This is a genomic window from Methylocystis sp. Uni0008, from assembly GCF_056838045.1.
In genome coordinates, this window is the sequence record NZ_CM166370.1 from 32,501 (window position 1) to 52,843 (window position 20,343).

Genomic DNA, 20,343 nt, shown 5'->3' on the forward strand with positions numbered 1-20,343 from the left:
GTTCTCCGCGAAAGCTATTTAGGTAGCGCCTCGCATGTATTCTCCAGGGGGTAGAGCACTGGATGGGCTAGGGGGTCCCACAGACTTACCAAACCCAACCAAACTCCGAATACCTGGAAGAACTATGCGGGAGACACACAGTGGGTGCTAACGTCCATTGTGGAGAGGGAAACAACCCAGACCAACAGCTAAGGCCCCTAATTCGTGGCTAAGTGGGAAAGGATGTAAGAATCCCAAAACAACCAGGAGGTTGGCTTAGAAGCAGCCATCCTTTAAAGAAAGCGTAACAGCTCACTGGTCTAAATAAGGGTTCTCGCGCCGAAGATGTAACGGGGCTCAAGCCACGAGCCGAAGCTTTGGGTTCATCGCAAGATGAGCGGTAGCGGAGCGTTCCGTAATCCGTCGAAGGGATAGCCGTGAGGCGTCCTGGAGGTATCGGAAGTGCGAATGCTGACATGAGTAACGAGAAACACTGTGAAAGACAGTGTCGCCGAAAGTCCAAGGGTTCCTGCGTAAAGTTAATCTTCGCAGGGTTAGCCGGTCCCTAAGGCGAGGCCGAAAGGCGTAGTCGATGGGAACCACGTTAATATTCGTGGGCCAGCAGGTGGTGACGCGTTGCGGAAGTTGTTCGAGATTACTGGATTTCTCGGGCAGCCTAGCGGCGCCAGGAAATAGCCCCTGCATTAGACCGTACCCGAAACCGACACAGGTGGACAGGTAGAGTATACCAAGGCGCTTGAGAGAATGACGTTGAAGGAACTCGGCAATTTACCTCCGTAACTTCGGGATAAGGAGGCCTTCCGTTCGCGCAAGCGGGCGGGAGGGGCACAGACCAGGGGGTGGCAACTGTTTAACAAAAACACAGGGCTCTGCGAAATCGCAAGATGACGTATAGGGTCTGACGCCTGCCCGGTGCCGGAAGGTTAAGAGGAGGAGTGCAAGCTCTGAATTGAAGCCCCGGTAAACGGCGGCCGTAAATATAACGGTCCTAAGGTAGCGAAATTCCTTGTCGGGTAAGTTCCGACCTGCACGAATGGCGTAATGACTTCCCCGCTGTCTCCAACGTCAGCTCAGTGAAATTGAATTCCCCGTGAAGATGCGGGGTTCCTGCGGTCAGACGGAAAGACCCCGTGCACCTTTACTGTAACTTTGCACTGGCATTCGTGTCGGCATGTGTAGGATAGGTGGTAGGCTTTGAAGCGTGGGCGCCAGCTCGCGTGGAGCCACCCTTGAAATACCACCCTTATCGTCATGGATGTCTAACCGCGCTCCGTCATCCGGAGCCGGGACAGTGCATGGTAGGCAGTTTGACTGGGGCGGTCGCCTCCCAAAGAGTAACGGAGGCGCGCGATGGTGGGCTCAGAGCGGTCGGAAATCGCTCGTCGAGTGCAATGGCATAAGCCTGCCTGACTGCGAGACAGACAAGTCGAGCAGAGACGAAAGTCGGTCATAGTGATCCGGTGGTCCCTCGTGGAAGGGCCATCGCTCAACGGATAAAAGGTACGCCGGGGATAACAGGCTGATAACCCCCAAGAGTCCATATCGACGGGGTTGTTTGGCACCTCGATGTCGGCTCATCACATCCTGGGGCTGGAGAAGGTCCCAAGGGTTCGGCTGTTCGCCGATTAAAGTGGTACGTGAGCTGGGTTCAGAACGTCGTGAGACAGTTCGGTCCCTATCTGCCGTGGGTGTAGGAGAATTGAGAGGATTTGTCCCTAGTACGAGAGGACCGGGATGAACATACCTCTGGTGGACCTGTTGTGGCGCCAGCCGCAGTGCAGGGTAGCTATGTATGGACGGGATAACCGCTGAATGCATCTAAGCGGGAAACCCACCTCAAAACGAGTTCTCCCTTGAGAGCCGTGGAAGACGACCACGTTGATAGGCCGGGTGTGGAAGTGCGGCAACGCATGGAGCTGACCGGTACTAATAGCTCGATTGGCTTGATCGCTCTCATTTATCGACGCCCATCATGGTGTGGCGCGAATAGAAAGACCCTTTGCTTCGATGATGTGTTTCGCCGGCCTGGTGGCCTTCGGCGGAGCGATCAGACCCGATCCCATCCCGAACTCGGCCGTCAAACGCTTCTGCGCCAATGGTACTATGTCTCAAGACCTGGGAGAGTAGGTCGTCGCCAGGCCTGCGAAGCGCATCACATCCTCTTCAACGATTTCGAAGCAGCGCTGCTTTCGCCGCGCTGCTTTTTTGTCTTCGCGCGTTATATTTAAGTGTGCGCGTGCCGCCATTCGTCTTGGCGCGGGGTGGAGCAGCCCGGTAGCTCGTCAGGCTCATAACCTGAAGGTCGTCAGTTCAAATCTGGCCCCCGCAACCAATCCGATCCAACCCCGGTCCTCGCGGCCGGGGTTTTTCTTTGCGCGCAGATTTCTTTGAGCGCCGGCGGACGGGCGGCGCCGGTGCGCCCGGATCTCGCGCCACTGTCCGGATGCGGCGCCAGGCACGCGGGAACCTTGCCGGGTCCCAGCGGTTAGGGCGGGGGCCTGCGCGAGATTCTCAATGTTCTTTCATAGTCTGTACGATCTTCAGCGAATCGCTGTCGTTGGCGTTCTCGCCTATATCGCGCTGATCGTGATGCTCAGGTTCACGGGCAAACGCACGCTTTCGAAAATGAATGCGTTCGATCTGATCGTCACTGTGGCGCTTGGTTCAACCTTGTCAGCGGCGATACTCAACAATCAGGTGGACGCCTCCAAAAACCTCTGGCCAAATCGGCGTTGAGTTGATTCACTTGGTCATGTCGCAAGGGGATCGCGGCCATGGCGAAGGGAACGCCCGGATTTTTTGATGTCGACGAACGGCTGGCTGAGCTGTCGGCGAAGGGCGACGATCTGGAGCGCGTGAAGGCGCTTGTCGATTTCGAGATGTTCCGGGCGGCGCTGGAGGCGGCAGTCCCGCGGGCCGACCGCTCCAAGGGCGGGCGTCCGCCATTTGATCATGTATTCATGTTCAAGGTGCTGATCCTGCAAGCAATGCATTCTCTGTCGGACGAGCGCTGCGAATATCTGATCAAGGACCGCCTGTCGTTCATGCGCTTTCTCGGATTGGGTTTGGCCGACGCGGTTCCCGACGCCAATACGATCTGGACGTTCCGCGAGGCGCTGAAGAAGGCAAATGCGGCCGACCGCTTGTTCGAGCAGTTCGACGCAGCGCTGCGCGAGGCCGGCTTTCTCGCGATGTCGGGCCAGATCGTCGACGCCACGATTGTCGCCGCGCCCAAGCAGCGCAATACGAACGGCGAGAAGCAGGCGATCAAGGACGGCCGCATTCCAGAGGGCTGGAAGGACAAGCCGGCGAAGCTCGCACAGAAAGATCGCGATGCGCGTTGGACGGTCAAATATACGAAAGCCAAAGTGCGGGAGGAGGACGGCTCTGTTCCGCCGGTCGATCTCGCCATCCCCGCATTCGGATACAAGAACCATGTGTCGATCGACCGGGCGCATGGGCTGATCCGCAAATGGACGGCGACGCACGCTGCCGCGCATGACGGCGCGCGGCTGGAGGATGTGCTCGACAAAACCAACACGGCGAGCGAGGTCTATGCGGACACGGCGTATCGCTCGGCGAAGAATGAAGCGATGCTGTCGCGGCGCGGCTTCGTCTCGCGCATTCATCGCAAGAAGCCCAAGGGCAAGCCGATGCCGGAGCGAACGCGCATCGCCAATGCGCAGAAGTCGAAAGTGCGCAGCGCCGTCGAACATGTGTTCGCGCATCAGAAAGGGCTGATGGGCCTGTTCGTGCGAACAATCGGCCTGGCGCGGGCGCGGCTCAAGATCGGGCTCGCCAATCTCGCCTACAACATGCGCCGCTTCGTCTGGCTGCGCGAGAGAGGGGCGCCTGCGTAGCAAAATTAGCGGCAAAGACGGCGCCGCTCACCGGGCGACGCCGCTTTCGAAGCCCATGAACCGATTCTCCCCGGAAGGATGGCCTCGAGCCGCCTCACGCCCAACACCCAGTCACGAAAAGCCAGGTTATTGGAGGTGCCCAGGTTTCGCTTGTCGAATGCGCGCTCGCCTTGGCGCTGCTGTGCGCGCTTCAATATGTCGTGACCTTCACCTCGGTGCGCTCGAGATTGTTCGCCAATCTGGTGAAATCCGAGCCCGCTCTGCTTTATTTCGAGGGCCGCTTCCTTCCTGAAGCGTTGCGGCGCGAGCGCGTCACCGAAGACGAAACGCTGGCGGCGATGCGCAGCCAGGGCGTCTCCGATCTCGACCGCGTCAAGGCGGTCGTGCTCGAAACCGACGGCAGCCTCAGCGTCGTGCAGGACAAAGGCGAAGGGCTGGATACGCTGCGGAACGTTAGGGGTCTGCCCGCCGGCGATTAATTTGGCGGGGTCGCCCCGTGCTCATTGGATTCGGCGATTTGGAATTTGGACGACGCGGCCTACGAAGCGCGGCCGCCGGCTGCCCCGGATAATGAAGCAACTAAAACCAATTTACGATTTTGGCTTTCTCGACAGCAGCCATAGCGCGGAGATGAAAAATCCCTTGGTAAGCGGGAGCAGCAGCAGGGCGAGCGCAATCGTAATCGGCAGCACGATCGACATTTCGATCGCGTAGGAGAAACGTCCGCTGCTCTCCAAAGTGAAGAGAAGCGACACGACGATGATCGTCACGACGCCGACGGTGAGCCACGCCGGGCCGTCGTCCGCCTCGAGGCCCGCAAAGCTTTCCCCGCAATGCGCACAAGAATCGCGCGGCTTAAGGTAGCTCGAGAACAATTTGCCCACGCCGCAGTTTGGGCATCTTCGCGTAACGCCGCGAAACAAGGACATACGCGGCGATGGATCGCTCTTCATTGACGCCAAACCAGATGACGGCGATGGCCGCTACTGCGTGCAGTCGCATTGCGGCGTGAATCTCGCCGTGAGGACAGGAATAGTTGTTTGTCGCGCCGGCGGCAACGTCGAACGGCGAGGTCAGGGACCGCAGGTCGGCGCAAGATAGCCTAGGCAAGCAGCCCAAGCAGGACAACCGCGGCGCAAGACAGCGGCCGTGATCGGCGTTAAGCTCTCCCTGCATTTGAGCGGGGTCGAGCATTTCTTGAACGACATTTCGCGCACGGCTGAGAGGGATGAGGGCGGCCGCGATCTGCCATCGCGCTTCTTTCCAAGCCGCGTTGCAGGACTTGCGGAGGCGCTAAGCGCGGCGCTCGAGCAGGAACGGGCGCTGCGGCGTCCATTTCTCTGGTTGGTCGTGGCGTCTGGCGGCGGCGTCGTGCTCTATTTTTCCGCCGAGCGCGAGCCCTCGTTGGCGATTTGCCTCTGCGCGCTCGCCGCTTTGGCGACATTGGCCGCGCTCACGCGCCGACATGCGCGCGCGCATGCGCTGTTTCTGGCGCTCGCGTTCTTCGCCGGCGGTTTCGCGTCAGGCGCCTGGCGGACGGCGCGGGTCGCCGCGCCGATCGTGCCGCGCGTTGGCGTCGGCGAGCTGACGGGCTTCGTCGAGGAGGTGGATCTGCGGCGCGCGGGGGCGCGCTTCATTTTGCGCGTCGCGAGCGCCGAAGGCTTCCCGGACGACGTCGTTCCCGCCCGCGTGCGGCTGACCACCCGCGGCGATCCGAACTTCTCCGCCGGCGATTTTCTCGCCTTCAAGGCGCGGCTGATGCCGCCGGCGCGGGCGGCGCTTCCCGGCGGCTATGATTTCGCGCGCGACGCCTTCTTTGCCCGCATCGGCGGCGTCGGCAACGCGCTGGGGCGTATCGAGACGATGCCGCCGCCCGAGCCGGCGCCTTTTTCGCTGCGCTTTTACGCGCGCGTCGATCAGGCGCGCAACGCGCTGGCGATGCGGGTCTATCGAATCATCGAAGGCGACGCCGGCGCGATCGCCGCCGCGATGGTGACCGGCAAGCGCGACCTCTTATCGGAAGACGCCAGGAGCCTCATCCGCCGCGCCGGCATCTTTCACATCATCACCATTTCCGGCGTTCAGATGACGCTCGTCGCGGGCATATTCTTCGTCGGCTTTCGCCATCTCCTGGCAACCTCGCAAACCCTGGCGCTCAATTATCCGATCAAGAAGTGGGCCGCGGCGCTCGCCATGGTCGGCGCCATTCTCTACGACATCGGCACGGGCTCGCGCGTCGGCACCGAGCGCGCGCTCGTCATGACTCTGATCATGCTGGCGGCGGTTCTGTTCGACCGCCCGTCGCTATCGATGCGCAATCTCGCGCTTGCCGCGCTCGTCATCATCGCCTTCGAGCCGGAGGCGCTGCTCGGCGCAAGCTTTCAGCTCTCCTTCGCCGCCGTAGCGGCGTTGATCGCAGTCTACGAATGGCGGGGCGAATATCTCGCGAAGCGCCGCATCGACGACCGCGCGCCGCAAGGATGGTGGGGCGCGCTGCGCGAAAGCGCCCTCGAACGTCTATTGCACGGACCGGGCGCCGCGATCTTCGCGACGCTCTGCGCGACCTCGGCGACGGCGTCATTCATGGCGAATGATTTTCATGAGCTCAGCCCCTATGTGCTGATCGGCAATCCGCTGACGCTCGCGATCATCGAATTCTTTGCCGTTCCCTGCGCGCTGGTCGGCGCCGCGCTTCACCCGTTCGGCCTCGACGGTTTCATCTGGCGCTATCTCAAGATGGGCATCGATCTCGTGACCTATCTCGCGGGGCTCATCGCCAGCGCGCCCGGCGCGAGCCTGCCGGTCAAAGCCTTCGCGCCCTGGGCGATCCTCTTCCTTTCTCTCGCGGTGCTCTCGCTCGTGTTGTGGCGGACCTGGGCGTGGCGCGCCCTGGCGATCCCTCTCGCCCTTATCGGATTGATGGGGGCAAGGAACGGCGCGCCCTTTGATCTTGCCGTGCCGGCGACGGGCGAATCGGCGGCGCTGCGCCTGCCGTCCGGCCAGCTCGCCGTTATGGGTCAGAGAGCCAGCATTTTCGCCGCCGAACAATGGCTGAGGGCGGACGGCGACGCGCGGTCAGCTTCAGACGCGAAGAGCGGCGTCGCTTGCGACGACAGCGGCTGCGTGGCGAAGGCGATCGACGGCCGCTTTGTGGCGCTTGTCGCCGGGCGCAGCGCGTTCCTCGAGGATTGCGCGCGCGCCGCCGTCGTCATCACGCCGCTTTACGCGCCGCTTGGCTGCGCGGCGCCGATCGTGATCGATCGCCGCAGGTTGAGCGAAACCGGCGCGGTGGCGTTGCGGTTCGTCGGTGACGCGGTCGAATGGACGAGCGCGCGCGCCGTCGACGAGGATCGGCCATGGTCGCCTGCGCCGCGCGAGCGCCGCAAGCCGGGATTTGCGGCGCCGCTCAGCGACGAAGAGCGCAATGAGGAAGACGCGCGCGCGATGGAGCCGCTCGAATGAAGAGCAACGCCGCCATTCTTGGTGTCATTCCCGGCAGGCCGAAGGCCTGACCGGGAATCCAGAGCGATGTCATGAATGATGAAGCTGTCCTGGATTCCCGATCGCGCTCTGCGCGCGTCGAGGATGACATTCATCGCGCGGATGCGTACCGCTAATATTTCCGCAATAGGCTGATGAGCTTGCCCTGAATGCGCACGCGATCGGGGCCGAAGATCCGGGTTTCGTAAGCGGGGTTCGCCGCCTCCAGGGCGATAGACGCGCCGCGCTTACGCAGGCGCTTCAGCGTGGCTTCCTCATCGTCGATCAGCGCCACGACGATATCGCCGGTGTCGGCGTTGTCCTGCTTGCGGATGACGACAGTATCGCCGTCGAGGATCCCCGCCTCGATCATCGAATCGCCGCGCACTTCGAGCGCGAAGTGCTCGCCGCTCGTGAGCAGATCGGGCGGCAGGCTGATCGTGTGGCTGCGATTCTGGATGGCGGAGATCGGCGTGCCGGCGGCGATGCGTCCCATCACCGGAATCGCGACCTGCTGATCGATTGCGTCGTCGAAACGCTCGCTTAGCGGCCGGATGCGGCCGAGATTTCCTTCGATGACCGACGGCGAGAACTTGCCCCCGCGCGCGCCGGCGGCCCGCGGCGTCGCGGATTCCGGCAGGCGCAGAACTTCGAGCGCGCGCGCGCGATTGGGCAGGCGGCGGATGAAGCCGCGTTCCTCGAGCGCAAGAATGAGCCGATGAATGCCGGACTTCGACCGCAGGTCGAGCGCGTCCTTCATCTCGTCGAAGGAGGGCGGCACGCCCGATTCCTTCAAACGTTCATGGATGAAACGCAAAAGATCGTTTTGTTTCTTGGTCAGCATCGCCGCACCGCCCCGCAAGCCGAATCGTTGATCTTGGCTGAGCCGCAGCTTTTGGCTCGATAACCTAAACAAATCATGAACAGAACGATATACGTTCGCACTGCGTTCCGCAAGCGATATGTTCACGCTTTGGTTAAGCGATCAAGGCGGCGAACTATGTTCGCGTCGCGTCGCGCGTGTTAGACGGGCCATCCAGCCAGATCCAGCTCACAAAACGAGGAATTCCCGGCGCTCATGTCACAGGTCGTCACCCGCTTCGCTCCGTCGCCCACCGGCTTTCTGCATATCGGCGGGGCGCGCACGGCGCTCTTCAATTGGCTCTACGCCAAAAGGCGCGGCGGCCGGATGATGCTGCGAATCGAAGACACGGACCGCGAGCGCTCCACGAAAGAGGCTATCGACGCGATCATCGACGGGCTCAAATGGCTTGGGCTCGAATGGGATGGGGACATCGTCTACCAGTCCACGCGCGCGGCGCGCCATGCCGAGGTCGCCGAAGAGCTGCTGGCGCAGGGCAAGGCCTATCGCTGCTACGCCACGGCGCAGGAGCTGGAGGAGATGCGCGAGAAGGCGAGGGCCGAAAAGCGTCCCTGGCGCTACGACGGCCGCTGGCGGGATCGCGACCCCTCGGAGGCGCCCGCCGGCGTTCCCTATGTCGTGCGTATCAAGGCGCCTCAGGACGGCGAGACGATCGTCGAGGACGCCGTGCAGGGACGCGTCGTCTTCCAGAACAAGGATCTCGACGACTTTATTTTGCTGCGCTCGGACGGGGCGCCCACCTATATGCTCGCCGTCGTCGTGGATGACCACGACATGGGCGTCACGCAGATCATCCGCGGCGACGATCATCTGACCAACGCCGCGCGACAGACACATATCTATGAGGCGCTGGGCTGGGCCGCGCCGGCTTTCGCCCATATTCCGCTGATCCACGGACCGGACGGCGCCAAGCTTTCGAAGCGCCACGGCGCGCTCGGCGTCGACGCCTATCGCGCGATGGGCTATCTGCCCGCGGCGCTGCGCAATTACCTCGTTCGACTGGGATGGTCGCAGGGCGACAAGGAGTTCTTCACGCCGCAGGAGATGATCGACTCCTTCGATCTCGCGCAGGTGCATCGTTCGCCGGCGCGGTTCGATTTCGCCAAGCTCGAAAATATGAACGGTCACTATCTGCGCGACTCGAGCGACGACGAATTGTTCGATTTGCTTATCGCGACACTTCCTTATCTCGAGGGCGGCCAGGCGATCGCAGATGCGCTCGACGACCGCAAGCGCGCGCAGTTGCGCGCGGCGTTGCCGGGGCTGAAGGCGCGCGCGAAAACCTTGAACGAACTTGTCGACGGCGCCGGTTTTCTCTTTGCGCATCGTCCGCTGCCGCTCGACGCCAAGGCCGCGCAGCTGCTTTCGTCGGAGGCGCGCGCGCGGCTTGCGACGCTCGTCGAGAAGCTCGCGATTCTGCCGAACTGGACGGCCGCGACGACAGAGGCCGTCGTGCGCGATCTCGCCACGGCGCTTGGCGTCAAACTCGGCGATCTCGCGCAGCCGTTGCGCGCCGCGCTCACGGGCCGCGCGACTTCGCCCGGAATTTTCGACGTGCTGGAAATTCTCGGACGTGAGGAAAGTCTTGCGCGCATTTCCGATCAGGCCGCCGCAGGATAGCCCTGCGCCTCGCGCGCGCGTCGAAGTTCCTGACGCGATTTTCGGCGCCGCGCCGATTTTCGCGCCGCCGACTCTCATCGCTTCGCGCGCTCCGCGCGCAAAACGCTGGCGCGCGCTTGACAGGCTTGGCCGTTGATATAGCTTTTTGCGCCGCATAAGAAACCGATTGCAGCGCATCGGCGTGCGAAGGACGGCGACGTATCGCGAAGGCGACGCAATTCGTGCATAGCGTTCGCGCGCGTCGCTCCGCGATCCGGCTCGTCGCGGGCGGGGGGCGCTTGTAAAGAGGAGCGGGCATGCCGGAGAAGAACGGTATCTTCACCATCGGCGATAAATCGATCGATTTGCCGATCAAGGACGGAACTCTGGGGCCGTCCGTTGCGGATATCCGCAATCTCTACGCCGAAACCGACATGTTCACCTTCGATCCGGGATTCACGTCCACCGCGTCTTGCGAATCGAAGATCACATTCATCGACGGCGACGCGGGCGTTCTGCTCTATCGCGGCTATCCGATCGAACAGCTCGCCGAACACGGCGACTTCCTCGAAACCTGCTATCTGCTGCTATACGGCGAATTGCCGTCCGCCGCCGAGAAGGCGAATTTCGATTACCGGATCACGCGCCACACGATGGTGCATGAACAGATGGCGCGCTTCTTTCAGGGCTTCCGCCGCGACGCGCATCCGATGGCGGTGATGGTCGCGTCCGTGGGCGCGCTTTCGGCCTTCTATCACGACTCGACGAACATCGCCGATCCCACCCAGCGCATGGTGGCCTCGACGCGCATGATCGCGAAGATCCCGACGCTCGCGGCGATGGCCTACAAATATTCGATCGGCCAGCCCTTCGTTTATCCGAAGAACGATCTCGACTACACGTCGAACTTTCTGCGCATGTGCTTCGCGGTCCCCTGCGAGGAATACAAGGTCAACCCCGTGCTGTCCCGTGCGCTCGACCGCATCTTCATCCTGCACGCCGATCACGAGCAGAACGCGTCGACCTCGACCGTTCGCCTCTCCGGATCGTCAGGCGCGAATCCCTTCGCCTGCATCGCGGCCGGCATCGCCTCGCTGTGGGGGCCGGCGCATGGCGGCGCCAATGAGGCGGTCTTGAAGATGCTCGGCGAAATCGGCACGCCGGAACGCATCCCGCAGTTCATCGCGCGCGCCAAGGACAAGAACGATCCGTTCCGGCTGATGGGCTTCGGCCATCGCGTCTATAAGAACTATGATCCACGCGCCAAGATCATGCAGCGCACGACGCGCGAAGTCTTGAACGAACTCGGCGTCAAGGATGATCTGCTCGACGTCGCGCTGGAGCTCGAGCGCATCGCGCTGCACGACGAATATTTCATCGAGAAGAAGCTCTATCCCAACATCGACTTCTATTCCGGCATCACGCTCAAGGCGATGAATTTCCCGACGGCGATGTTCACCGTGCTGTTCGCGGTCGCGCGCACGGTCGGCTGGATCGCGCAGTGGAAAGAGATGATCGAGGATCAGGGTTCGCGCATCGGCCGTCCGCGCCAGCTCTATACGGGCGAGAAGCAGCGCGATTACGTGCCGATGTCGAAGCGGTGACGCCGCGCCGCGATCGCCGACTTCCTCGCAAAGCGCAGCGCGTCGCGCGTCTTGACGACTCTTGAAGAGACGCGACGTGATGCTATAGGTCGGCGGACCTGGAGCGCCATTGTCGCAACTATCCGATCTTCTGTTCGAAACGCGTATCGCCGCCGAGAGCGTCTCTGATTATCTCGCGGGCGGGCGGCTGCGGCTGGGCGTCACCGGCCTGTCGCGCGCCGGCAAGACGGTCTTCATCACGGCGCTCGTGCATCATCTGACGCGGGCGCTCTCGGCGCGCGCGGAAAAGGGCGCAGAGGGCAAGACCCAGCTTCCGGTGTTCCGCGCGTTGACGGAGGGGCGCATCGCTTCGGCGCATCTCGATCCGCAGCCCGACTACAGCGTCCCGCGTTTCGCTTACGAGGAGCATCTCGCGGCGCTCACGGGTCTGGACCGGCACTGGCCACAGTCGACGCGGCGCATCTCCGAACTGCGGGTGACGCTCGAATATCGATCGAAAGGCTGGTCCATCCGCAAAGGCTTCGGCCAAGGTCCGACTCGGCTCGACATCGACATCGTCGACTATCCCGGCGAGTGGCTGCTGGATCTGCCGCTGCTCGGCAAATCCTACGCGCAATGGTCCCGCGAGACGCTCGAGGCGGCAAGCGTCTCCGCGCGCGCGATGATCGCCAGCGAGTGGCGCGGCCTGACCGCGAAGACGGATTTCAAGGCGCGCTACGACGAGGAAACCGCGCAGACGCTGGCGCAGACCTTCACGCAATATCTGCGTCTTGCGCGGTCCGAGCGTTTCGCGCTTTCGAGCCTGCCGCCCGGACGTTTTCTGATGCCCGGCGATCTCGAAGGATCGCCCGCGCTGACCTTCGCGCCGCTGCCCGTCTCCGAGGGCGAGGAGCTGCCCTACCGTAGCCTTGGGCGCGAAATGGAGCGCCGATACGAGGCGTATAAATCACAGGTCGTGCGGCCGTTCTTCCGCGATCATTTCGCGCGGCTCGATCGGCAGATCGTGCTGGTCGATACGCTCGCAGCGCTGAATTCCGGTCCAGAGGCGGTGCGCGATCTCGAGACGGCGCTGACCGACGTGCTCATGGCGTTCCGCACCGGCCGCGCCAATCTGTTTTCGACGATCTTCCGACCGAAGATCGACCGCATCCTCTTCGCGGCCACGAAGGCCGACCATCTGCATCACACGAGCCACGACCGGCTGGAAGCGATCCTGCGTCACCTCACGGCGCGCGCCATCGAGCGCGCGGAGGGGGTCGGCGCGACGATCGACGTGATCGCGCTCGCCGCCGTGCGCGCCACCCGCGAAGCGATGGTGCGGCATGAGGGCGAAAAGCTCTCAGCCATCGTCGGCACGCCGGTCGCGGGCGAACGCATTGGCGACGAAGTCTTCGATGGCGTGGCGGAAGGCGCGATTTTCCCCGGCGAACTGCCTGAGGATCCGCGCGCCGTTTTTCGCGGCGAGGCGCTGGCCGTCTCCGACGAAGAGGCCGACTTTCGTTTTCTCAAATTCCGGCCGCCGGTCGCCACGCTCGGCGCCGACCGGAAGCCGCTGCCGCTCCCCCATATCCGACTTGATCGCGCCATGGAGTTTCTTTTTGGCGACCGATTGAGCTGACCCGGCGCTGTCGGCGGCGAAGTCCGCGCTACCTATTCGCAGGCAAGCCGTTTGGAGCCTCGAATTGAGGGAGCGTCATATGGAAAGACATGTCTATAAGGTCGTCGAGCTCGTTGGATCCTCTCCCGACAGCGTCGAGGGCGCGGTGAGCGCCGCGCTCAAGCGCGCTGGCGAAACCTTGCGTCATCTGCGCTGGTTCGAGGTCGTGCAGATTCGCGGCAGCGTCGATAAGGGAGTTGTGGCCGATTATCAGGTCATGCTGAAAGTCGGTTTCACCCTTGATCGCGACGACGAAGGCATGAGGTGAAGCGGAAGCCGCCAGGGCTTCCGCTCCGCCGTCGCTAGGACATGAACCGTCCGGCGGCTTCAGGGCTCGGCGGCTGCGCGGAGACGGACCAGAAGCGCGCCCCGGCGTTGAAGATCTGCTGCGCGTCCGAGAACAGCCGCCGCGTGTCCTCGGTGGTCATTTCGATATGTTTGCTGGTCCAGTCCTGCAGAGCCGTCGCGGTCTCGGAGAAGGAGCGCGAGGCGGTGAGCTTGGAGGCGAGTTCCGTTGTCAGCGTCGCCTCCTGCTGCATGCGCTCCATCAAGACGCGGTTGGCGTCTTGCAGACAGTCCCAGATCTCATTGCGCGTCTGACTGAAGTCCTCCAGCCGTTGCCGCCCTTCCGCAGCAACTGCTTCGGCCGCCGCGCCGCCCGCTTGAGCGCCTTCGCCGCGCCGCTCTTCCTGCTGGGTCATGCGTCTCTCCCTCTTCGCTGAAACGCCAGCGCCCCCGGGGGCCTATATAAGGCCGCAAGCGGGAATGTCTGTGACGGCCGGCTCTTTCCTGGCCCGCCAGAGCTTGGCCGGGCGGAGCGCCACGGAGCGGCTCGACAAGCGGCCGCCTTTCAGCTATGGAGCGGGCCTCAACTAGAACAGCGTCCCGAAACGCTCGTCGGCCCATCCGGCCAAGACGAAACGGCAGGAGTTTCCGTTATGAACATTATCGAGCAGCTCGAGGCGGAACATGCCGCTCAGCTCATCGAGGGCAAGAAAATCCCCGAATTCCGCCCAGGGGACACGGTCGTCGTCAACGTCAAGGTGAAGGAAGGCGAGCGCACCCGCGTGCAGGCGTACGAGGGCGTCGTCATCTCCCGCCAGGGCTCGGGGCTGAACGAGAGCTTCACGGTCCGCAAGATTTCCTATGGCGAAGGCGTCGAACGCGTCTTTCCTTTCCACGGGCCGCTGATCGACTCGGTGAAGCTCGTGCGCCGCGGCAAGGTGCGCCGCGCGAAGCTCTATTATCTGCGCGATCGCCGGGGCAAGTCCGCGCGTATCGCCGAGCGCGTCGACACCAAGCCGAAGGCCTAGGACGACTAACGCCGCTCCACAGAAACGAGCCGCTCGCGACCGCAGGGTTTCGGGCGGCTTTTTGTTTAGCTCTCCAGCGGCGCGTTGAGGATCCAGCGGTGGCCGAAGGGGTCGCGCAGCGACGCGTAGCGCGTCCCCCAGAATGAATTCGTCGGGTTGGTTTCGATCTTGCCGCCAAGCTTGGTCGCGCGGGCGCAGACGTCGTCGACCTCCTGCGCCTTGTCATATTCGAGGCTGATGGAGACGGTCGCGTGCTCGCCCGGCAGCGGCACGCGGGTCTGGCCGAATTCCGGAAAGATGTCGGCGAGCATCACCGAGCCGCCGTTGATCAACAATTCGCAGTGCGCGATGCGCAGCCCGTCCACGGACGGCATGAGGGCGCGCTGCTGGGCGCCGAAGGCGCCGGTGTAAAAAGCGATGGCTGCTGCGGCGGGGCTGACAGTCAGATAGGGCGCGACCCTCGGACGTGGCTGTTTCATCAAATTTCCTCCGCCGGGGCGCGCAGCGAATCGCCCCAGTCCTTTCTTCGAATCTTTTCGTAGCGCGCCTTGTCGCGCTTGGGAATGAAAGTCTCACCGCATGCTTTATCGGCGCAGAGCTTTAGCGAAACTCCCGCCTTGCCGGCGCGCGGCGGGGCGATCACCCGCGCCCATGGCGGCGTTCCTCTTGACCGGCTCGCGACGAGATAGGCGAACTTCTCGTCCTCGAACGGCGCGTCGACCCCCTTGACCAGCCTGTGCGCGCGGCGGCGCGGCAGCCGGACCGAGAAATGGCACCAGTCGTTCGTCGGCAAAGGGCAGGGCGCCCGGTGCGGGCACGGCGCAATAAGGTTCGCGCCGAGCGCAAGAAGGCGGCTCCGCACGATCATGAGCCGGGCGTGATCGCGAGGCGTCCCCGGCTCGACGATCACGAGCGCGTCGCCGGTGAGCGCCCAAAGCCTGTCGATCACCGAAGGAAGTTCAGGTTCGGCGACCTCCGTCAGCGCATAACCGGCGACGACGAGGTCGAAAGGGACGGCGTCGGCCGTCTGCGACGTGGAGAAATCCGCAAGGATCGCCTGAACGGCCCCGGCGACGCTTTCCTGCATCAGGCTCGTCGCGAGCTTGAGGAACAGGGCGCTGCGGTCGAGCAGCGTCATCTCGGCGACTGCCGGCCACACGGCGGCGGCGGCGCAGGATGCGGCGCCGAGACCGCACCCGGCGTCGAGCACGCGGGCCGGCGCGAAATCCGGGCGCTCCTGCTCGAGCCGTCCGAGGGCCGTCACGATCGCGGCGTAGGTCGCCGGCATGCGGGTGGCGGCATAGGCCAGGGCGTCGGTCTCATCACGGATCGTCTCGCTGGTCGGCTTCCGGGACCGGAAGCGCTGCGAGAGTTCGCGCGCTCTTTCGCGAAGCGCGCTATGCGAGCGGCCCTCGAGCCTGGCCTCGATCGCCGCCGCAAGCGGCGCCGGCAGCTCCGGGGAGGGCAGGCTCACCAGGGCCTCGGGTCGGAACTGCGCTGCGGTCTCTCTTCCATGGCGCTTGCGTTACGGGTAGAACACCCTCAATTCAAGGGGACGATGAGAGGCGCGCATTGCCGCGCGTGAATCCTCGTCGAGACGCGGCCTGCGGCCGCTCCTGAGGATGAGGAAATCAAAAAAGCGAGCCGGATCGCAACAAGCCGGCAAGAGGAAGAGATAGACATGTCCGCCAACGCTGCGCCCCGCACGCTCTATGACAAGATCTGGGACGACCATGTGGTCGACCGTCAGGATGATGGCGCGTGCCTGCTCTACATCGATCGCCACCTCATCCATGAGGTGACGAGCCCGCAGGCGTTCGAAGGTCTGCGCATGGCGGGCCGCTCGGTGCGCGCGCCGGAAAGAACGCTCGCCGTCGTCGACCACAATGTGCCGACGACCGATCGCTCGCTGCCGATCGAAGATCCGGAAAGCAAGGCGCAGGTGGAGCAGCTTGCGCTCAACGCGCGGGAGTTTGGCGTCGAATATTACGACGAGCACGACCGGCGACAGGGCGTGGTGCATATCGTCGGTCCGGAGCAGGGCTTCACCCTGCCCGGCATGACGATCGTCTGCGGCGACAGCCATACGTCGACTCACGGCGCCTTCGGCGCGCTTGCGCATGGCATCGGCACATCGGAAGTCGAGCATGTGCTCGCGACGCAGACGCTGATCCAGAAAAAGGCCGCCAACATGCTGGTGCAGGTCGACGGCAAGCTCGCCGACGGCGCCACCGCAAAAGACATCATCCTCGCCATCATCGGCGAGATCGGGACCGCCGGCGGCACTGGACACGTCATCGAATATGCCGGCGAGGCGATTCGCGACCTCTCGATTGAAGGCCGCATGACCGTTTGCAACATGTCGATCGAGGGCGGCGCGCGCGCGGGTCTCGTCGCGCCGGACGAGAAAACCTTCGCCTATCTCAAGGATCGTCCGAAAGGTCCGAAGGGCGAGGCCTTCGACATGGCGCGCAAATATTGGGAGACGCTCTATACCGACGAGGGCGCGCATTTCGACAAGATCGTCAGGCTGGACGCGAGCAAGCTGCCGCCGATCGTGACCTGGGGGACTTCGCCAGAAGACGTTGCGACCATCGAGGGCTTCGTGCCCACGCCAGACAGCGCTAAGACGCCGCAAAAGCGCGCCGCGATCGAACGCGCGCTCGAATATATGGGGCTGAAGGGCGGCGAGCGCATGACCGATATCGAGATCGATCGTGTGTTCATCGGCTCCTGCACCAACGGCCGCATCGAAGATCTGCGCGCCGCGGCCAGGATGGTGGAAGGCAAGAAAGTCGCCGATCGGGTCAATGCAATGGTGGTGCCCGGATCCGGCCTCGTGAAAGCCCAGGCGGAAGCCGAAGGGCTCGATAAGATCTTCGCCGCGGCAGGTTTCGAGTGGCGGGAGCCGGGTTGCTCAATGTGCCTTGCGATGAACCCGGACCGTCTGGCGCCGGGCGAGCGCTGCGCCTCGACGTCGAATCGCAATTTCGAAGGGCGGCAAGGATTCAAGGGCCGAACGCATCTCGTGTCGCCGGCGATGGCGGCGGCGGCGGCGGTCGCCGGACGTTTCGTCGACGTGAGGAACTGGCGCTAGACGAACGGGTCCAGCGCCTCGAAGGCTTAGTCGTTGCCACGCCGATGGTCGTTGTCCCAGTCCCGTTTGTGTCCGCGGCGCCAATCTTTGTCGCGCCAGCGATCGTCGCGCCACTGGCCGTTATCCCGGCCCCACCAGCCACGTTTGTGATCCCAACCGTGATGATAACCGCGATCACGATCCCAGTCGCCGCGATGCTTCCAATCGCGGTCGCGATCGCCGATCTTCTGGAGGAGGCCGCCATCGCTCTGCGCCACGTTCAGGGCGGGAGAGGCGGCAGGCGCGGAAACTGCGGATTGAGTGAACGACAAAGCGCCAAGCGCGAGCGCCGCGATGAACAGCTTATTCATGGGTTTCTCCCTATGATGGTGATCCTGCCTGAACACCCCGTTCCGCCGATTGTTCCTCACTTTCCCGGCTTTTCGCGGCCTATGGTCAGCCTGCGATGACTGGACAGCCGTGGAGCCGGGCGAGGCCGCCGACGCTGGCCGATATGGAAGCGCTCGCTGACGCCGCCTATGCGGCTCTGCCGAAGCGGTTCACCCAGTTCTGCGAAGGCCTCGTCATTCGCGTCGAGGATTTTCCCGATGATGAGACGCTCGACGATATGCGCTGCGAGAGCGAGTTCGATCTTCTCGGATTGTTTCGCGGCCGCGGTCTGACGCAGGGCGCCCATCTCTCCGAAACGGGCGAGCAGCCCAACATGATCTGGCTTTATCGGCGGCCGATCCTCGACTATTGGGCTGGAGGCGACGACACGCTCGAGGCCATTGTCACCCATGTGCTCGTGCACGAGATCGGCCATCATTTCGGATTGACGGACGCCGATATTGAAGAGATCGAACGACGCGCCGAATAGCGGCTGCGCCTTAGGATAGCGCGGGCTCGGCGAGCAGCGTTCCGATGATGGCGCCGAGCGCCATGTCGTCCTCTTGTCCGAATCCGTGATGGCGGATGCGGCCATCGCGGCCGATCAGGATCGCCGTCGGCGTCCCGCGCATCCCGTAGCGCGCCATGGTCACGGGAATCGGCCCGCTTTCTCCTGGCTGATCGACGCCGATGGGAAAGGTCAGGCGATATTCATGGATGAAGGCTTCGAGCGCGACGGGCGTCATCGCCGCATGATGTTCGAACACCGTATGCAGGCCGATGACGCTGAGATCCGAATTGCGGAACAGCGTGTGGGCGCGCTGCGCTTGCGGCGTGCCATGCGCGACGCAACCCGGACAAAGCATCTGAAAGGCATGAAGCAAGACCACGCGTCCGCGCAGCGCCGCAAGAGTGATCGGCGTCGGCGTGTTGAACCAGCGTGAAACGGCAAGTTCGGGCGCCTGCACTGATGCCTCCTATCCAGCAGGGCGGACGAAGGATCATAGCACCGTTGTTTTTGCGCGCACGCGGGCGACGCGCGGCTGACGCGCGAGCGCTTGCGCTCCCTCGCTTGGCGCAGGTCGGCGAACGATCTGCGCTGTGCGCGGAACGCCAAGCGTGCGCCGCAGGTCGAGAAAACGACGTTCGATGAGGAAATAGGAGGCGGCGGCGGTCGCGATCGAGCCAGCAAGCGCGACAATTAACGCAGTGTTTGGCCCAAGCGCCGACGCCGGCGTAAGGACGAAGATAGGCATGTGATAGAGGTAGAGTCCGTATGAAATCTTTCCGATCCAGACCATGGGAGCCCAGCGCAACAATTTACAAAGGGTCAGATGGGGGTCGATAAGGAATGTCGCGATGAGCGCCGCTGTCGCGACTGCGACGAAGGCGTAATAGAAAAAGAATATGTCTCCGGCGTCGGCAATGCCCTTGTGCATCCCCGGTCCAAAGAACAGGACTCCGAGAAGCGACAGGGCGCAGAACCAACTGACGCATTCCACGCGCCGGTCTCCGCGCGCTGCTGGCAGCCAACCCCAGTTCGCCGCCATGGCGACGAGCGCGCCGCACAGCAGTCCGTCGCAATGCGCCAAGATGAGATGCACCGCCGAGCCGAACAGCGGCCAAGCCGGATATTTCATAAAGGTCGTGAACAGAAGGACGCGCAACAGCCAGGAGGCGACCGCCGCCGCCGCCACGATCCGAAGCGCATTTCTGCGGGGAAGCCTGACAAGTTTTGAAACCGCCAGCGGCCAAACGGAATAGAACTGCTCTTCGACCGACAGTGACCAAGTCTGCGTGAGCATGCCGAGACGCAGGCCCCAGAATATCAACGCGAAATTGGCGATGTAGAGAGCGGAGAAAAGAATCGAGAACCAGTCGAAGCCGCCGCTGGTTCCACCATTGAGGAGAAGGTAGACCGCGCAGGCGGAGAGGAGCATCAGCATCGCCGGCGAGAGGCGTAGGATGCGGCGGATATAGAACGCCCTGAAATCGATCTGACCAAATTTCGAGTGCTCGTGCAGAAGTATGCTCGTGATCAGGAAACCGCTGAGCACGAAAAACATGTCGACGCCAAACATGCCGCCAGACGTTAGCGGCGGCAGGCCCGCGCTCTTTCCTGCGAGATCCGCGCCCGAGCCGATGGTGATGACATGGACGCCCATGACCGACAAAACGGCGACGGCGCGCAAACCATCCAGTTCCGTGCGATATCCGAGCTTAAATGACATGTGCGGCCCATATGTTCGGTCATCCAAAGGTGACGTCTGTTGCTAAAGGTTTGCCGCTGTTGATGAATTTGCCTCGGAAGAACACGCCCGGCAACGCCGGCGCCAGCAAAAAGCGACCTTGAGCGCGGCCTAAGCGGCGCGAAGCTCTTTAGAATTAATCCAGTCGGCGTGAGGGCGGCAATGCACAAAAATGTGGAAAAACTGTTAAAAAAGCCGAGACTAAACTGTGGCTTAGCCAATGAGACGAATC

General features: G+C 63.0%; 18 protein-coding genes, 1 tRNA gene, 2 rRNA genes and 1 pseudogene (1 of these 22 running past the window's edge). 14 read left to right on the top strand and 8 right to left on the bottom strand.

Going from position 1 to position 20,343, the window contains the following annotated elements; genetic code table 11:
- The 6 genes and pseudogenes from AC0X69_RS00175 to AC0X69_RS00200 all read left to right on the top strand — a co-directional run.
- Positions 1-1,951: ribosomal RNA gene (locus AC0X69_RS00175) — 23S ribosomal RNA — on the top strand (it extends 869 nt beyond the left edge of the window).
- 73 nt (positions 1,952-2,024) lie between these two features.
- Positions 2,025-2,140, top strand: a 5S ribosomal RNA gene (gene rrf, locus AC0X69_RS00180).
- Positions 2,141-2,255: 115 nt separating this feature from the next.
- Positions 2,256-2,332 (top strand) — tRNA-Met (locus AC0X69_RS00185).
- Positions 2,333-2,514: 182 nt separating this feature from the next.
- A pseudogene (locus AC0X69_RS00190) lies at positions 2,515-2,700 on the top strand (DUF421 domain-containing protein); the annotation flags it as partial.
- A gap of 74 nt (positions 2,701-2,774) precedes the next feature.
- Positions 2,775-3,860 carry a transposase gene (locus AC0X69_RS00195; RefSeq protein WP_482608161.1) on the top strand — a complete coding sequence of 362 codons (1,086 nt, stop codon included), beginning with the start codon at positions 2,775-2,777 and terminating at the stop codon, positions 3,858-3,860.
- A 170-nt stretch (positions 3,861-4,030) separates the two neighbouring features.
- On the top strand, positions 4,031-4,339 hold the full coding sequence (locus AC0X69_RS00200; RefSeq protein WP_482610178.1) for a DUF421 domain-containing protein: 309 nt from the start codon (positions 4,031-4,033) through the stop codon (positions 4,337-4,339).
- A 111-nt stretch (positions 4,340-4,450) separates the two neighbouring features.
- On the opposite strand, the gene AC0X69_RS00205 is transcribed toward AC0X69_RS00200, so the two are convergent.
- Positions 4,451-4,735, bottom strand: coding sequence for a DUF983 domain-containing protein (locus tag AC0X69_RS00205; RefSeq protein WP_482610180.1), 285 nt, complete (start codon positions 4,733-4,735; stop codon positions 4,451-4,453).
- Between the two features lie 322 nt (positions 4,736-5,057).
- Between AC0X69_RS00205 and AC0X69_RS00210 the strand changes: the two genes are divergently transcribed.
- The gene (locus tag AC0X69_RS00210) at positions 5,058-7,322 is read left to right on the top strand and encodes a ComEC/Rec2 family competence protein (RefSeq protein ID WP_482610182.1); all 2,265 of its coding nucleotides are present in this window, start codon (positions 5,058-5,060) and stop codon (positions 7,320-7,322) included.
- A 151-nt stretch (positions 7,323-7,473) separates the two neighbouring features.
- On the opposite strand, the gene lexA is transcribed toward AC0X69_RS00210, so the two are convergent.
- The gene (gene lexA / locus AC0X69_RS00215; protein WP_482613279.1) at positions 7,474-8,184 is read right to left on the bottom strand and encodes a transcriptional repressor LexA; all 711 of its coding nucleotides are present in this window, start codon (positions 8,182-8,184) and stop codon (positions 7,474-7,476) included.
- 234 nt (positions 8,185-8,418) lie between these two features.
- On the opposite strand from lexA, the gene gltX reads away from it, so the two are divergent.
- The 4 genes from gltX to AC0X69_RS00235 all read left to right on the top strand — a co-directional run bounded on the left by gltX (position 8,419) and on the right by AC0X69_RS00235 (position 13,351).
- Entirely contained in the window at positions 8,419-9,843 is a 1,425-nt protein-coding gene (gene gltX / locus AC0X69_RS00220) for a glutamate--tRNA ligase (protein ID WP_482610184.1), read from the top strand.
- A gap of 296 nt (positions 9,844-10,139) precedes the next feature.
- On the top strand, positions 10,140-11,426 hold the full coding sequence (locus AC0X69_RS00225) for a citrate synthase (protein WP_482610186.1): 1,287 nt from the start codon (positions 10,140-10,142) through the stop codon (positions 11,424-11,426).
- Positions 11,427-11,535: 109 nt separating this feature from the next.
- Positions 11,536-13,044: a YcjX family GTP-binding protein gene (locus AC0X69_RS00230; protein WP_482610188.1), complete on the top strand. Its 1,509-nt coding sequence runs from the start codon at positions 11,536-11,538 to the stop codon at positions 13,042-13,044.
- A 79-nt stretch (positions 13,045-13,123) separates the two neighbouring features.
- Positions 13,124-13,351 (top strand): dodecin, encoded by a 228-nt coding sequence (locus tag AC0X69_RS00235; protein WP_482610190.1) that lies wholly within the window; start codon positions 13,124-13,126, stop codon positions 13,349-13,351.
- A gap of 34 nt (positions 13,352-13,385) precedes the next feature.
- Here the strand turns inward: AC0X69_RS00235 and AC0X69_RS00240 are convergent, their stop codons facing one another.
- Positions 13,386-13,784: a hypothetical protein gene (locus AC0X69_RS00240; protein WP_482610192.1), complete on the bottom strand. Its 399-nt coding sequence runs from the start codon at positions 13,782-13,784 to the stop codon at positions 13,386-13,388.
- A gap of 237 nt (positions 13,785-14,021) precedes the next feature.
- On the opposite strand from AC0X69_RS00240, the gene rplS reads away from it, so the two are divergent.
- Entirely contained in the window at positions 14,022-14,396 is a 375-nt protein-coding gene (gene rplS / locus AC0X69_RS00245) for a 50S ribosomal protein L19 (RefSeq protein WP_482610194.1), read from the top strand.
- A 65-nt stretch (positions 14,397-14,461) separates the two neighbouring features.
- Here rplS and AC0X69_RS00250 read toward each other — a convergent pair whose 3' ends face one another.
- Positions 14,462-14,875 carry a VOC family protein gene (locus AC0X69_RS00250; protein ID WP_482610196.1) on the bottom strand — a complete coding sequence of 138 codons (414 nt, stop codon included), beginning with the start codon at positions 14,873-14,875 and terminating at the stop codon, positions 14,462-14,464.
- A complete protein-coding gene (locus AC0X69_RS00255; protein WP_482610198.1) occupies positions 14,875-15,870 on the bottom strand; it encodes a small ribosomal subunit Rsm22 family protein in 996 nt (331 codons plus the stop codon). The genes AC0X69_RS00250 and AC0X69_RS00255 overlap by 1 nt, the downstream gene beginning before the upstream one ends.
- Positions 15,871-16,077: 207 nt before the next feature.
- On the opposite strand from AC0X69_RS00255, the gene leuC reads away from it, so the two are divergent.
- A complete protein-coding gene (gene leuC, locus AC0X69_RS00260; RefSeq protein WP_482610200.1) occupies positions 16,078-17,493 on the top strand; it encodes a 3-isopropylmalate dehydratase large subunit in 1,416 nt (471 codons plus the stop codon).
- Positions 17,494-17,519: 26 nt separating this feature from the next.
- Here the strand turns inward: leuC and AC0X69_RS00265 are convergent, their stop codons facing one another.
- Complete coding sequence (locus AC0X69_RS00265; RefSeq protein ID WP_482610202.1) at positions 17,520-17,843, bottom strand: hypothetical protein; 324 nt, start codon at positions 17,841-17,843, stop codon at positions 17,520-17,522.
- Positions 17,844-17,938: 95 nt separating this feature from the next.
- Between AC0X69_RS00265 and AC0X69_RS00270 the strand changes: the two genes are divergently transcribed.
- A complete protein-coding gene (locus tag AC0X69_RS00270) occupies positions 17,939-18,352 on the top strand; it encodes a metallopeptidase family protein (RefSeq protein WP_482610204.1) in 414 nt (137 codons plus the stop codon).
- A gap of 10 nt (positions 18,353-18,362) precedes the next feature.
- Here the strand turns inward: AC0X69_RS00270 and AC0X69_RS00275 are convergent, their stop codons facing one another.
- Together AC0X69_RS00275 and AC0X69_RS00280 are read right to left on the bottom strand one after the other, a co-directional pair.
- Positions 18,363-18,830: a peroxiredoxin family protein gene (locus tag AC0X69_RS00275; protein WP_482610206.1), complete on the bottom strand. Its 468-nt coding sequence runs from the start codon at positions 18,828-18,830 to the stop codon at positions 18,363-18,365.
- Between the two features lie 33 nt (positions 18,831-18,863).
- A complete protein-coding gene (locus AC0X69_RS00280) occupies positions 18,864-20,093 on the bottom strand; it encodes an acyltransferase family protein (RefSeq protein WP_482610208.1) in 1,230 nt (409 codons plus the stop codon).
- Positions 20,094-20,343: the final 250 nt, after the last annotated feature.